This window comes from Hoylesella marshii DSM 16973 = JCM 13450 (assembly GCF_000146675.1).
GTDB lineage: Bacteria > Bacteroidota > Bacteroidia > Bacteroidales > Bacteroidaceae > Prevotella > Prevotella marshii.
Window position 1 is genome coordinate 823,537 of record NZ_GL397214.1, and the last position, 12,299, is coordinate 835,835.

Annotated in this window: 16 protein-coding genes and 1 tRNA gene; 12 read left to right on the plus strand and 5 right to left on the minus strand. The window is 42.9% G+C overall.

Features of this window, described 5'->3' with window-relative positions; translation table 11 throughout:
- Positions 1-27: 27 nt before the first annotated feature.
- On the minus strand, positions 28-957 hold the full coding sequence (locus tag HMPREF0658_RS03470; RefSeq protein ID WP_006948552.1) for a toprim domain-containing protein: 930 nt from the start codon (positions 955-957) through the stop codon (positions 28-30).
- 68 nt (positions 958-1,025) lie between these two features.
- Positions 1,026-1,169 carry a hypothetical protein gene (locus HMPREF0658_RS11495; RefSeq protein WP_006948553.1) on the minus strand — a complete coding sequence of 48 codons (144 nt, stop codon included), beginning with the start codon at positions 1,167-1,169 and terminating at the stop codon, positions 1,026-1,028.
- A 479-nt stretch (positions 1,170-1,648) separates the two neighbouring features.
- Between HMPREF0658_RS11495 and HMPREF0658_RS03480 the strand changes: the two genes are divergently transcribed.
- From HMPREF0658_RS03480 to HMPREF0658_RS03515, 8 genes are all read left to right on the plus strand, one after another.
- Positions 1,649-1,927, plus strand: a complete 279-nt coding sequence (locus tag HMPREF0658_RS03480) for a helix-turn-helix domain-containing protein (protein ID WP_006948555.1) — start codon at positions 1,649-1,651, stop codon at positions 1,925-1,927.
- A 2-nt stretch (positions 1,928-1,929) separates the two neighbouring features.
- Positions 1,930-2,217 (plus strand): helix-turn-helix domain-containing protein, encoded by a 288-nt coding sequence (locus HMPREF0658_RS03485; protein ID WP_024990993.1) that lies wholly within the window; start codon positions 1,930-1,932, stop codon positions 2,215-2,217.
- A 90-nt stretch (positions 2,218-2,307) separates the two neighbouring features.
- Complete coding sequence (locus tag HMPREF0658_RS03490) at positions 2,308-2,727, plus strand: VOC family protein (protein WP_006948557.1); 420 nt, start codon at positions 2,308-2,310, stop codon at positions 2,725-2,727.
- Between the two features lie 13 nt (positions 2,728-2,740).
- Complete coding sequence (locus HMPREF0658_RS03495) at positions 2,741-2,923, plus strand: helix-hairpin-helix domain-containing protein (protein WP_006948558.1); 183 nt, start codon at positions 2,741-2,743, stop codon at positions 2,921-2,923.
- A gap of 195 nt (positions 2,924-3,118) precedes the next feature.
- On the plus strand, positions 3,119-3,619 hold the full coding sequence (locus tag HMPREF0658_RS03500; RefSeq protein ID WP_024990992.1) for a hypothetical protein: 501 nt from the start codon (positions 3,119-3,121) through the stop codon (positions 3,617-3,619).
- A gap of 16 nt (positions 3,620-3,635) precedes the next feature.
- The gene (locus HMPREF0658_RS03505) at positions 3,636-4,229 is read left to right on the plus strand and encodes a type 1 glutamine amidotransferase family protein (protein ID WP_374188087.1); all 594 of its coding nucleotides are present in this window, start codon (positions 3,636-3,638) and stop codon (positions 4,227-4,229) included.
- A gap of 26 nt (positions 4,230-4,255) precedes the next feature.
- Positions 4,256-4,657 carry an SRPBCC family protein gene (locus HMPREF0658_RS03510; RefSeq protein ID WP_006948561.1) on the plus strand — a complete coding sequence of 134 codons (402 nt, stop codon included), beginning with the start codon at positions 4,256-4,258 and terminating at the stop codon, positions 4,655-4,657.
- A complete protein-coding gene (locus tag HMPREF0658_RS03515; RefSeq protein WP_006948562.1) occupies positions 4,654-5,097 on the plus strand; it encodes a GNAT family N-acetyltransferase in 444 nt (147 codons plus the stop codon). Before HMPREF0658_RS03510 ends, HMPREF0658_RS03515 begins: the two co-directional genes overlap by 4 nt.
- A 51-nt stretch (positions 5,098-5,148) precedes the next feature.
- On the opposite strand, the gene HMPREF0658_RS03520 is transcribed toward HMPREF0658_RS03515, so the two are convergent.
- On the minus strand, positions 5,149-6,360 hold the full coding sequence (locus tag HMPREF0658_RS03520; RefSeq protein WP_024990991.1) for a site-specific integrase: 1,212 nt from the start codon (positions 6,358-6,360) through the stop codon (positions 5,149-5,151).
- A gap of 691 nt (positions 6,361-7,051) precedes the next feature.
- Here HMPREF0658_RS03520 and HMPREF0658_RS03525 point away from each other — a divergent pair.
- Entirely contained in the window at positions 7,052-7,474 is a 423-nt protein-coding gene (locus HMPREF0658_RS03525) for a transglycosylase SLT domain-containing protein (protein WP_006948565.1), read from the plus strand.
- 177 nt (positions 7,475-7,651) lie between these two features.
- On the opposite strand, the gene HMPREF0658_RS03530 is transcribed toward HMPREF0658_RS03525, so the two are convergent.
- Positions 7,652-7,724, minus strand: a tRNA-Met gene (locus HMPREF0658_RS03530).
- Positions 7,725-8,094: 370 nt separating this feature from the next.
- Here HMPREF0658_RS03530 and HMPREF0658_RS03535 point away from each other — a divergent pair.
- The 3 genes from HMPREF0658_RS03535 to HMPREF0658_RS03545 all read left to right on the plus strand — a co-directional run bounded on the left by HMPREF0658_RS03535 (position 8,095) and on the right by HMPREF0658_RS03545 (position 11,725).
- Positions 8,095-8,892, plus strand: coding sequence for an IS30 family transposase (locus tag HMPREF0658_RS03535; RefSeq protein ID WP_006948568.1), 798 nt, complete (start codon positions 8,095-8,097; stop codon positions 8,890-8,892).
- Positions 8,893-9,312: 420 nt separating this feature from the next.
- Positions 9,313-10,542 (plus strand): site-specific integrase, encoded by a 1,230-nt coding sequence (locus tag HMPREF0658_RS03540; protein WP_006948570.1) that lies wholly within the window; start codon positions 9,313-9,315, stop codon positions 10,540-10,542.
- Between the two features lie 4 nt (positions 10,543-10,546).
- Positions 10,547-11,725: a site-specific integrase gene (locus HMPREF0658_RS03545; RefSeq protein ID WP_006948572.1), complete on the plus strand. Its 1,179-nt coding sequence runs from the start codon at positions 10,547-10,549 to the stop codon at positions 11,723-11,725.
- 58 nt (positions 11,726-11,783) lie between these two features.
- On the opposite strand, the gene HMPREF0658_RS03550 is transcribed toward HMPREF0658_RS03545, so the two are convergent.
- Positions 11,784-12,296 (minus strand): YqhA family protein, encoded by a 513-nt coding sequence (locus HMPREF0658_RS03550; RefSeq protein WP_006948574.1) that lies wholly within the window; start codon positions 12,294-12,296, stop codon positions 11,784-11,786.
- Between the last annotated feature and the right edge of the window lie 3 nt (positions 12,297-12,299).

Below are 12,299 nucleotides of genomic sequence, written 5' to 3' on the forward strand. Positions count from 1 at the left end.
GAATAATGTTGTTTGCTCTGTTTTGCCTTATCGTCCAAGTCCTCGTTTACGAGGTGGTATCACCTGTTTTTGCCCTGTTCTTTGGGCAACGTGGTACTCATTGAGGTCTTTGCATCGAGCATAGTGTCGGCTCATATCCTCCACGTTGATACCTGCCGATTGGATAACTTGAAGAGCCTGTCGTCCTGCTTGGTCGTTGTCGAAGAAAGCCCGAACGGAATCGATACCTTTCTCGTGGAGGTAGGCGATGGCTCTATGGATATTGCTCACGGAGTTCAGAACGATGGAAGGCGAAATGGGTTCTTCCCTTTTCATCGTGAGATGGGAAAGAAAGTCCATAAAGCCCTCGAAGAGACAGGGCGTTTCAGAAGTACTCTCTTGAATGAGGCTTATATCCTTTGGTGCTATTGTGCCTTTGAACTTCTTGTCATCTCGGAGTTCGTACCCTCCTGCACGATTGGCAAAGCCGATGGCGGAGTATTCACGTCCTCCTACTTCGTAGCGAACGTGACGGAGATAAGGGCTTGCCGTGACAAGGTCTATCCCCCGTACCTCTCGGAGATAGCTTTGTAGAGGCAGGGGTAATTCTTCGCTGATGGAGAGAATGCGCCTTGTACTTGTAGAATTGGTCGTGAAAGCGGTTGTTTCACGATGAAAGGACGAGGAAATAAAACATTCCTCTTTACCTTCGGCAAGATGTGCCATTGCTTCGTAGGCATTGCATCCTTGCATCCGCACCACGAGGTCGATGATGCTTCCGCCTTGGCTTGTCCCATAGTCGTGCCACAAGTTTTGCCGAAAGTCCACTTTCAAGCTGGCGTTGGGGTCTTCTCGGTAGGGGGCGTGATAGAGGGCGTATCCGTTGTAACGCTTGGCAGGCTCGATACCACAGGCGTGCAGATAGTCGGCTATCGGTATTGCCTTGATAGTGGGGAGGTCGTAATATCTTGATTTCATAAGTTGATTCGATGATTATTGTGTGAATAAAAAGTGGATTCAAACGGTGAAAGGGAAAGGCTGTCGACTCATGGAGGACGAGCCTTGTCGCACTTCTCGGTAGAGAAATAGCAAAAAGCCATTCCTCGCTTTTTCTCTTTCACTGTATATCTCCTTTCACAGTGAAAGAAGAAAGTATCTATGGCATTTTTCGTTTGCTTGTTTCTTTTCATTGTTAGTACTTCTTCTGTTTGCTTGATTTTGGACTTTCACCCGAAAAAGGATGCTGAAACCAAGTTAGAAAGCCGAACCTATACCGCCAAGGTTTACGAGGCTGTTGCTTCGAGGTACAGAAGAATGCTCCGAAAATGGACGGCACAAACGGGAAAAATTGGGACAAAAACGCTCAAAAGAAGAGAACCAAAAGTAGGACGGCTCGGAAAGCGACTTCTTCGGATTGCCAAAGCCTGCATACTTTTTCTTCGAGGAAGAAAGGAGCGTCTGTTTTCACTGATAAGAGAGCCACTTCATACCGTATCGAAGCCACAAGTACGCACTTAGAGATAAGTGGGTGAATTAGGCAATTCATGTTTGTATATTTGCCTGCGACTTCCTTGTATTTCCCTTGATTTCATCAGGTCTGGTAACAAGGATTTCGCCTGCGTACATTTGCATCCAACGAAGTAAAAATGACAATTAAAACGATATTGATATGAGATTTACCGCTATCGACACCTCCGCTTGGGAGGAACTAAAAAAGAGCATCGAAGAGTTGGCTCTTTGTATGAGAGAACAATTCGGCACGAAGCCCGAAGTCCTCGACCTGTTGCACAACGGGGACGTTTGCCGAATCCTGAACATCAGCAAACGAACGCTCCAGCATTATCGGGATACTTCCGTATTGCCCTTCATTCAAATCGGGCATAAGTGCTACTACAAACGAGAGGATGTGGAAGCACTCCTCGAAAAGTCGAACCGAAAAATACAATGACTATGGAACACGAAATCATAAATAAAGAAACGCCCGAAATGAAACAACTCATCTCAGGCATTAAGGAAGTAAGCAAACGCCTTCGGGAGATTGCCCAAACGCACCGTCCGCTCTTCGGGGGAGAAATCTATCTCACGGGGCGAGAGGTCTGCGAACGGCTTTTCATCAGCCCCCGCACCTTACAGGACTATCGGGACAAGGGCATTATCCCCTACACCCAAATCGCAGGGAAAATCCTCTATCGACTATCCGACATCAATCGACTGCTACAAGAGAACTATCGGAAATAAAGCATTTGTAAGAGATATTTTCTTACTGTTCTATTCGTCTTTCTCGCTATGAATGAGTAACTTTGTGGCGGATTAAATAATGTACAACTTATGAGACAGAAACTCACTTTAATCACATTGGGAGTAAAAGACTTTCAAAAGGCATTGGCTTTCTACGAGGGCTTAGGCTGGAAGAAATCGCAACAAAGCCAGGAAGCCTACGCATTGTTCCCTTTGGGTGGGATAGTTTTAGGATTATATCCACTGCAAGAATTGGGAAAAGACACAACGCTGAATTATCAGCAGGCGTCCTTTTCGGGCATGACAATCAGCTATAATGCCACATCGGAGGAAGAAGTCAATGCAGTGATGCAGGAAGCCGAACGGCTCGGGGCAACCATTGTGAAGCCTGCGCAGAAAGTGTTTTGGGGCGGTTACAGTGGCTATTTTAAGGATTTAGACGGCTATGTGTTCGAGGTTGCCTACAATCCTTTTTGGCAGATTGACAACGAGGGAAACCTTGTTATATAGTTCGTCAGATGCAATGACCAAAGAGCAGACCATTAAGGAATTAACGGTAATTCCCGGAATAGGAAAATCGCTTGCCACCGACTTGTGGAATATAGGTATAACTTCCATTGACGACTTGAAAGGCAAAGACCCCGAAGTCCTCTTTACCTTATCCAACGACTATGCTGGAGTGGTGCAAGACCGTTGTGTATTGTAACGCTTTCAGATGTACGGTTTATTTTGCACAGACGCCACCAGAGCATCGGGAAAAAGAAAAACTGAACTGGTGGTTTTGGAAAGACTGATAAAACAGTTGTCATATTCCGCCAAATATGACGACATATTTTAACCATACCAACCGACAATCGAATAACGACTAAAACAAGAAGATATGGCACGAATCACATTTAGGATGAATGAATTTATAACAGCATTGTGTAGCAATACAAGGAATGGGCGAATCCCCGAAGAATATGATTTCTTCGGAGGTCTTATAGGCGAATGGGACATTGTGTGGAACGACCATTTGGAAGATGCCGAACCACGAAAGGTAAAGGGCGAATGGATATTTTCCCGAGTATTGGACGGTACGGCAGTGCAAGACCTTTTTATCGTCCCGTCTCGTGAGGAACGCCTGATAAATAAACAACCCGATGCCGAATACGGAACGACACTCCGTATTTTTAATCCCGAGACAATGGCATGGGATATTTTCTATGGTTGTATGGGCGAGGCTATCCGACTGACCGCCCGAAAGGTTGGCAAAGAAATTATCCTGACTGAAAACACGACAGAGAAGATGAGGTATGTATTCTCTGATATAGCGACTTCTTCTTTTCTGTGGAGAAAAGAGCGAATGACCGAAAACGACGAGTGGCAAACCGTAGCGAAAGTAATGGCAGAGAGAAAATAAAATAAATGAACTGATGATGAAACAGAAAGTATTATTTATCTTATTGAATGAATATACCGATTGGGAGGGGGCTTTTCTCTCTACGGCTCTTCACATGGGCGTGATACCGGGAGGTGAAATCAAGTATGAAGTGCATACCGTTGCCCCAACATCGGACGCTGTCCGTTCCATCGGAGGTTTCAGAACCTTGCCCGATTACTCTTTCGAGAATATGCCGAAAGATTATGCAGCCTTGGTACTTATCGGTGGCAACCGCTGGGATTCGTCCGAAGCGAAACTTGTCGCACCATTGGTGCAAGAGGCTTTAGATAAAGGTAAAATCGTCGGGGCAATATGTAACGGTGCTTCATTCCTCTGTTCTCACGGTTTCCTGAACAATGTAAAGCACACAGGCAACGGTCTCGACCAACTCAAAAAATGGGGTGGTGAGAAATATACGAATGAAGCTGGATATGTGGAAGCACAAGCCGTTAGTGACAAGAATATTGTTACGGCAAATGGTGTAGGACATTTGGAATTCACTCGTGAGATGCTTCTATTGCTGAAAGCCAATATCCCCGAACAGATAGCCCAATCGTATGATTTCTACAAAAACGAATTTGTGAGATAACGACATTTTCTGAAATCCTAAACTTTATGGTCGTAACATCAAACATAAAAGCTACGTTTCCATGCGATTTACAGAGAGTTTGGGAAATCGTAACATCGCTTACAGATTACTCATGGAGAAGTGATATTGAAAGGATAGAAGTCGTATCAGATACGCAATTTGTAGAGATTGCGAAAGGTGGGTGCAGAACTGTTTTTACAATAACAAAACAAGACCCTAACTGCCTTTGGGAGTTTGATATGGAGAATAAAAATATGAAAGGCCATTGGAGCGGTGTTTTCAGTGGAAACGAAAAGACTGCCACAATTGATTTCACGGAGTACATAGAGCCTAAGAAATGGTTTCCCAAACCGCTTGTAAAGATATATTTGAAGTACATGCAAGTCGGATATGTCCGAGATTTAAGGCAGGCATTGAAAATAAAATGACCATAGAATTTTACCCTATCAATAAACCAAGAGCAGTCGAACTTCTCGATTCTCTTATAAACGTATGGGAGAGAGCTGTTCGAGCAACTCATCTTTTTCTAACGGAACAAGATATTCAGAATCTTATTCCTCACGGTCGAAGAGCATTGAGTGTGGTTGATTTGTTTGTCGTGAATGACAATGAATGCCCCATTGCGTTTATGGGCATCTCAGACGACAAGATAGAAATGCTGTTTGTTTCGCCTGATTATTTCAGAAAAGGCATAGGAAAAAGACTTATTCGACTCGCCATTGACGAATGCAAAATACGCTATATTGATGTAAACGAACAAAATCCCAATGCTCTCGCATTCTATAGGAAAATGGGATTTCAAGTTTTCGAGAGAACAGAAACGGACGAACTTGGTAATCTTTTCCCGATATTAAAAATGAAACAATAAAGAGAAAGAGCTTGCTCCATTAATGAGGAACAAGCTCTTTTCATTTTAAGCCTATATATTCCTTTGTTGTATCAGCCTGTCCATATCCGAGGAAATCTTTTGATCAGTGATTTGGGCGTAGATTTGTGTGCTGGCAATGGACGAATGTCCCATCATTTTAGCAATGCTCTCTATCGGAATACCAGCCTCCAAGGTCAGCGTACCGAACGAATGGCGAGCAAGATGTGCGGTAATGGGAATTGTTATTCCTGCCCGATGTTGCAGCCCTTTCAGAAGATAGCGGTAAGTGGTATAAGGGATGTTCGGGAAAAGCGTATCTCGTTCTTCCGAGCTGTACTTTTCAATAATATGTTCTGCTTCGGGCAGTAATTTAACCCGACTTAAAGAATCAGTCTTCTGTCTCTGAAACTTCAACCAACTTTTGCCCTCATCGTCAAGAAAAAGATGTTCCTGATTGAGACACATCATATCACAATAGGATACTCCTGTATAGCACGAGAAGAGAAAGAGATTGCGTGCAGTCTCCAATTCCTTTTCATATTCATTCAGCTTCAGGCTCTGCAATTTCTCAAACGAAGCCTTATCTAATGCTCGTGGCATCTTTGCATCGCCTTTCTCTATTTTCACAAAGTCCAATATGGGGCGTTCCGTTATTCCCTCATTGAAAGCCATCTTGCAGGTCTTCTTGACCAATTGGGCTAACCTGCAAAAGTAAGCCTGCGAATAGCCCAGCTTGCTTTTCGCATAATGTTGGAAGTTGTCCAAGAAATCATCCTCGATTTGCGTAAAGGTCAAATCCTTGACTTTGTAATGGTTGAGAATGAAACGGCTTAACTGCTTTCGTGTATTGCGATAGATAGCAAACGATTGCCTCTTGATGTCTGTCCCGATACGTTTTTCCGCCTCTTCCACCATTCTGTCGTATTGTTGCAACAGGGTAACACGTCCTTGCATACAGCCTTGGAATGCTTCCTTGATGTCTGTGGCTGTAAATTCCACACCTCGCTCACAGAGGACTTGATACGCTTCCTGTATCGAGAGTAGAAGCCGTTCCAAATTAGCATTGGTTTCCACCGCCTCTTGGCTCTTGCCATTCAGTCGGCTTTCACGCACGTTCCACAACTTGGGATTGCACGACAGCTTACTGCTGAATTGTGCCATCGTGCGGTCGTAAGTAATACGCCCCATTATCGGAGCCAGCCCCACCTTGTTCAATCCGCCCTTTTTGAGGTAGAGCAACACCTTCATTTTGTCTTTTTTCATACGCTTCTTTTTTATGGGCAAAGTTACCCGATTTTGAAGCGTTTTTAGCTACGCAAAACATTGTTATTCAGCGCATAAGCGTCAATTTGCGAGATATTATAACCGCTGTGGTAATCGCTTTCCGTTACCTCGTACTAACGATATGGTTTAGACTAACGATTTGGTAACGCATCTTCTGCGCAAATCCACATTTTCTGCACTTTTCACCTCCAAGCAAACCACTGCATCAAATCGCATTTCTCACACATTTCCAAACACTTAACACTCATCTGCAACTTTCAGGACTTTACGCATATAATCTCGCTGTATAGATGCCATCTATCCCTACTATAGATGCCATCTACTCCTACTTCAGACAACAGACAGAATGATTTCCTCCGATATTCACTGAACTGCCAGAGACAATATTTCTTAATTGTATTGAAATACTTTCATCTTCGATTCACCAATCATTAAAATATTGGAAACTATAGGGATGGGAGAGCTTTTCTTTGGTTATCTCATTCTTTTTGTGTATCTTTGCACCGGTAAAAGTATAAGGATAACGACTTACGATTGTACAGTAAGAAATATTCATTTTAGTATCTAACAGGAATCCAAAGGTTGGTATTGTTTGGTTCTTTGAGTATCAACTTTGTGAGTATTATAGATGACTTTGTGTCTGTACTCAGGTTCCATAAATCAATAAATAATGGAAAGAATAATCAAAGTAGTATGTTTTCTAATTTTAGCAATGCTTCCGGGCACGGTTGATGCACAAGTTAATACGAATGACGGTTTTAACTGGAATCCTATCATTGATGCAATTATCCAGGTAGAGAGTGAGGGTAAAAGTCGTGCCGTGAGTGGAAATTCGTGTGGAGTTATGCAGATTACTCCTGTTTTGGTAAAAGATTGTAACAGGATATTGGCGAAAAGACGATCGAAGAAACGGTTTAAGTTGAGCGATAGATTTAGTGTAAAGAAATCAAAAGAAATGTTTCTTCTTTTCCAATCTTTCTATAACCCGATGAACAGTATAGAACAAGCAATTCGTTCATGGAACGGAGGAGTGCGGTATAGTATAGAAAAGACGCAGCGTTATTTCGATAAAGTAATGAAGTTCATAGAGTGATAGCTGAGAGATTCAATCAATGTGCATTAGCAACAAAGGTTGAATCTCTTTCTTTTGGGAACAATATTGTATCGAATAAGATGACAATGGCGACAAAGAAAAACGATAAAAAAGGCCACATTTGTTTATCGAGAAAGAGGGAATATACCGTTTGTGTATATTCCCTCTTTCCCGTTGTTGCGGAGATACGACTCGAACGTATGACCTCCAGGTTATGAGCCTGGCGAGCTACCAACTGCTCCACTCCGCGATGTTCAATCCTTGCATCTTCTTTCTGAAATGCGGATGCAAAGATACAATATTATATTGGAATAGCCAAACATTTCCCATTTTTATTTTTGGATGTATAGCACCATAAGTTCCACTAAGAAGTGGAAATGGTCTCTTTTATTAAAAGGGAACTATGAAAAACACTCGGGGAACACCGTCGGCAAGGGGCTGAAAGCCCCGACGAGACAAAAAGATTTCAGTAGCAATACAAAAAAAGAAAAGGGAGACCGAAATCTCCCAGAGATTAATCAACTTTGTATTGTATATGAGATATCATCAATTAACCTCAGCACAAAGATACACAATTTTTGTATTACTCAAAAAGAACGTATCGATAAAAGACATTGCAGATGATAAACGTGCACTACAGCACCGTTTACCGCGAGTTAAAACGCAACAAAGGACGTTATCATTACCACTACGGCGTTGCCCAAAAGCAGTGCGATGAACGCAAGCGGCGGATGCGTAAGCCTCGCAAGTTCAGTATTAACATGCGAAAGGAAATCATCGCACTGATGGTCAACGAGCAGTGGTCGCCCGATCAAATCAGAGGGTGGATGCTGCACAATGGAAAAACGTGCGTCTGCATCGAAACCATTTACAGTTATATCCGCTTCGACCGTTCTTGTGGAGGAGAACTCTACAAGAGTTGTCGGCACAAGCTCAAGCAAATCAAAAGAAGCCATCCCGTAGTCTACACGGCTATCAAGGACAGAATAATGATAGATGAGCGAGACCCGCAGGCCGACGGCACCCGATTCGGAGACTGGGAAATGGATACCACCATCGGAAAAGACGGTCGAGGAGCCATCGTCACCCTCGTTGAGCGAAGCAAAGACTATCTGCTCATGAGGAAACTGCCACAGGGAAAGAATGCCGAGGCTCTTGCAAGAACCGTCGTGGCCATGATGACACCGTTCATAGGAAACATCCATAGTATCACCACCGACAACGGAAGCGAGTTTGCCTGCCACAAGCTCATCGCACAACGCCTCAAAACAAAAGTTTACTCCACACACCCCTATTCTTCATGGGAGAAGGGAAATATCGAAAATACGAACAAACTCATCAGACAATACATTCCTAAAAGGACATCATTTGAACACTATACCGATGGACAGATAAAACAAATTATTGCTGTCCGGTAAACCTTTTTCTATATATAAAAGTTAAGGGCTAGAATCCTCTTTTGGATTTCAGCCCTTTTTTTACTTTTGTTTCTGCTATTAAACTTCAATAACATGGGCAAAAGTACACATTTTATCGGGCAAATGCAAGAAAAAGGTTGATTTATGTAGATTGATGGTAAGTGGTTGAGAATGTGTGAGAAATACGGATTATTGCCGTGTACTACTTTGATGGTGAAAGTGCAGAAAATGTGGATTTGTGCAGAAGATACGTTACCAAATCGTTAGCCAAATGTGTGTGAATAAAATGAGGTAACGATAAGCAGTTTGTACAGTGGTGTCGATTTTTGATATTATGGTGTTTATGCACTGACTCACAACATTTTGCATAACCGAAAACGCTTCAAAAACGGGTAACTTTGCCCACAAAAACAGAAGCGTATGCAAAAAGGAAAAATGAAGGTTTTGCTCTACCTCAAAAAGAGCGGTTTGGACAAGTCGGGGCAGGCTCCGATTATGGGACGGATAACCTACAATCGTACAATGGCGCAATTCAGCAGTAAACTTTCGTGCAATCCAAAGTTATGGAATGTGCGGGAGAGCCGATTGAATGGCAAGAGCCGTGCAGCAGTGGCAACCAATGCGAAGTTGGAACAGCTGCTCCTCTCTGTACAACGAGCGTACCAAACGCTTTGCGATAGAGGTATAGAGTTCTCTGCAAAAGACATCAAGGAACAGTTTCAGGGTTCAATGCAGAACCGCACTATGTTCTTGCAACGCTATGACCAAATGGTGGAAGACGAGAAGCAATTGGTTGGAGTGGAGATTACGGAACGCTGGCACTCGATGTATTACATGCTCCGAAAGCATCTGCAAGTCTTTATACAAGAGCGATACCATACCGGCGACATCACCTTTGGGCAACTAACCGAGGATTTCTTGGACGGCTTGCATCAATACAGCGTGGGAAAACACGGTCATTCACAGAGTTATTATCGCAAGATGGCTTTGGCGGTCAAGAAAGTATGCCGTTTGGCTTTTCGCGAGGGCATTATAGAGCGTCCTCTCTTTGACCTTGTCAAGATAGACAGAGGAGAGAGTAAACTGCCGAGAGCTTTGGATAGAGCTTCTTTGGACAGGATAAGGCAAGTTAGATTAGAGGAGGATGAAACAGAACTGACACTCGCCCGTAACCTTTTCCTGTTCACCTGCTACACAGGCACAGCCTTTTGCGATATGAAGAATCTGCACAAGGAACATCTTGTGCAGGATGATGCAGGGGCTATGTGGCTTAAATTCAGAAGACAAAAGACTAATACCCTTTGTCGGGTAAAACTTCTGCCCCAAGCCGTTGCTCTGCTTGATACATTCCATTCGGATGAACGGGACACGCTTTTGCCGACTATCAGTTACGAAACCTACAGTTTCCTCCTGAAAGCCCTACAACTGAGAGCAGGGATTGCCATTCCCTTGACCGCACATATAGGACGGCACACCTTTGCAACATTGATAACCTTGGAGAATGGAGTGCCGATAGAAACCGTGAGTAAAATGCTTGGTCATAGCAAGATTGAAACCACCGAGCGTTATGCCCATGTAACACCGAAGAAAGTATTTGACGAATTTGGTCGCTTCCTCTCTTTCACCGAAGATTTAACCCTTAGCCTTTGAGATTATGCGTAGTACATTCAATATTCTATTCTATATCAATCGCAGTAAATTGAGAACAGATGGCACTACGGCTATCCTTTGCCGTATTACGATAGACGGTTCAAAAGTGGTAATGTCCACAGGAGAAACCACTTCGCCCAGCGATTGGAGTGTAAAACGACAAGAAACCAATGATAAACAACAGAACCAACGCTTGCAATCGTTTCGTGAGAAGATTGAGCAGGGTTACAATACGCTGCTATTACAATTTGGGGCAGTGAGTGCCGAGTTGCTTAAAAAACACTTACAAGGTGTTGGAGCAAATCCGACCACGTTACTTGCTCTTAGTCGAGAGGTATTGTCGATAGTCCAATCTACGAGAACTTTAAGCACCTATCAAACATGCCGTAGCTATCATAGGCAGCTGGAATTGTTTGTGGAGAGTAAAGGAGATTCAGATATTCCACTTACAACTCTCACAATGGAGTTTTTCGAAGATTATCGTATCCACTTCAAAAGAAAAGGCTATGCCTTGTCCTCAACAAAACAAAATCTCTTTTGGTTAAGTCGTTTGATGTATAGGGCTGTGAGTCAGCAAACCATTCGTTATAACCCTTTTGAGGAAGCCAAGTATGAGCGAGTGGAACGAAAAATCCGCTGTTTGAGTAAGACGGATATAGCCCGTTTATTGGCTATGCCCTTGCAAAATGAACAGGCGGAATTTGTGCGGAGGCTGTTTCTCTTCTCGGTATTTACAGGTCTAGCTTTTGCTGATGTTAGCAAGTTGCGGTACTGTGATATTCAGACGAACAATGCCGGAATACGCTATATCCGTCAGGACAGAAAAAAGACAGGTGTAGAGAGCATCACGCCACTGCACCCGATAGCCGAGCAGATACTCTCGCTTTACCCACTGAAAGACAAGAAAGAGGATAGTCCTATCTTTGCAACCTCGATGAGTAGAATACAGATAGGTATGCACCTCAAGGCTATTGGCTTGGCTTGTGGTATTCGACAGCCACTTTCCTTTCATGTCGGTCGCCATTCTTTCGGCACGCTGACATTGGAAGCAGGAGTGCCGATTGAAAGTATCGCCAAAATGATGGGACATGCTTCCATTGCGAGTACACAGATTTATGCTCAAATAACGGATAGCAAGATTTCAAGGGATATGGACAGGTTGATAGAGAGCTATGCCAGATAATAATAAAGCGAAGAAAGTTTTTTGTCTCTTTCTTCGCTTTATCTTGTTTATGACTTTATCAATGATGACTATGCCCTATTTTATCCATAAATGTGATTGCCAATGCGGAAACAACAAATACAAGATGAATAGCTATCTGTATAGCGATGCGATGTGCGTCTATATTAGGAGAAACAAAACTCTCTAACAAATGAACAGCAGATATACTAATGAGTGAAATCATCAGTTTGTGCTTTAAAGTGTTAGGATTTATCATGCCAAGATAGTTGAATTGACTATTGTCTTTATCTTTTTCAACTATTTCCAATCTACTAACAAAGGACCAATAACCACCAATTATACATACAATTATCAAGTTAAGCACCATTGAAACATCTACTACTCCAATAGCTAACATAAGCATGCTTTCTTCTGTAAACATCTCTATCTCACCGAGATTGCATACAACTTCTTTGCAGAATACATAAGAATACATGGCCATTACTATACACATCCCAAGATATACTGGAACTTGAAGCCATCGACTTTGGAATATACTCCATTCTATAGCTTTTTCTAATTTATTACTCATTAC

Excerpts from the sequence above, each read along its gene's own strand:
- HMPREF0658_RS03495 (WP_006948558.1), top strand. The coding sequence starts at position 2,741 with ATGACCAAAGAGCAGACCATTAAGGAATTAACGGTAATTCCCGGAATA.
- HMPREF0658_RS11495 (WP_006948553.1), bottom strand. The coding sequence starts at position 1,169 with ATGAAAAGAAACAAGCAAACGAAAAATGCCATAGATACTTTCTTCTTT.
- HMPREF0658_RS03485 (WP_024990993.1), top strand. The coding sequence starts at position 1,930 with ATGGAACACGAAATCATAAATAAAGAAACGCCCGAAATGAAACAACTC.
- HMPREF0658_RS03535 (WP_006948568.1), top strand. The coding sequence starts at position 8,095 with ATGATAAACGTGCACTACAGCACCGTTTACCGCGAGTTAAAACGCAAC.
- HMPREF0658_RS03525 (WP_006948565.1), top strand. The coding sequence starts at position 7,052 with ATGGAAAGAATAATCAAAGTAGTATGTTTTCTAATTTTAGCAATGCTT.
- HMPREF0658_RS03520 (WP_024990991.1), bottom strand. The coding sequence starts at position 6,360 with ATGAAAAAAGACAAAATGAAGGTGTTGCTCTACCTCAAAAAGGGCGGA.
- HMPREF0658_RS03550 (WP_006948574.1), bottom strand. The coding sequence starts at position 12,296 with ATGAGTAATAAATTAGAAAAAGCTATAGAATGGAGTATATTCCAAAGT.
- HMPREF0658_RS03540 (WP_006948570.1), top strand. The coding sequence starts at position 9,313 with ATGCAAAAAGGAAAAATGAAGGTTTTGCTCTACCTCAAAAAGAGCGGT.
- HMPREF0658_RS03470 (WP_006948552.1), bottom strand. The coding sequence starts at position 957 with ATGAAATCAAGATATTACGACCTCCCCACTATCAAGGCAATACCGATA.
- HMPREF0658_RS03505 (WP_374188087.1), top strand. The coding sequence starts at position 3,636 with ATGAAACAGAAAGTATTATTTATCTTATTGAATGAATATACCGATTGG.
- HMPREF0658_RS03490 (WP_006948557.1), top strand. The coding sequence starts at position 2,308 with ATGAGACAGAAACTCACTTTAATCACATTGGGAGTAAAAGACTTTCAA.
- HMPREF0658_RS03545 (WP_006948572.1), top strand. The coding sequence starts at position 10,547 with ATGCGTAGTACATTCAATATTCTATTCTATATCAATCGCAGTAAATTG.
- HMPREF0658_RS03500 (WP_024990992.1), top strand. The coding sequence starts at position 3,119 with ATGAATGAATTTATAACAGCATTGTGTAGCAATACAAGGAATGGGCGA.
- HMPREF0658_RS03480 (WP_006948555.1), top strand. The coding sequence starts at position 1,649 with ATGAGATTTACCGCTATCGACACCTCCGCTTGGGAGGAACTAAAAAAG.
- HMPREF0658_RS03510 (WP_006948561.1), top strand. The coding sequence starts at position 4,256 with ATGGTCGTAACATCAAACATAAAAGCTACGTTTCCATGCGATTTACAG.
- HMPREF0658_RS03515 (WP_006948562.1), top strand. The coding sequence starts at position 4,654 with ATGACCATAGAATTTTACCCTATCAATAAACCAAGAGCAGTCGAACTT.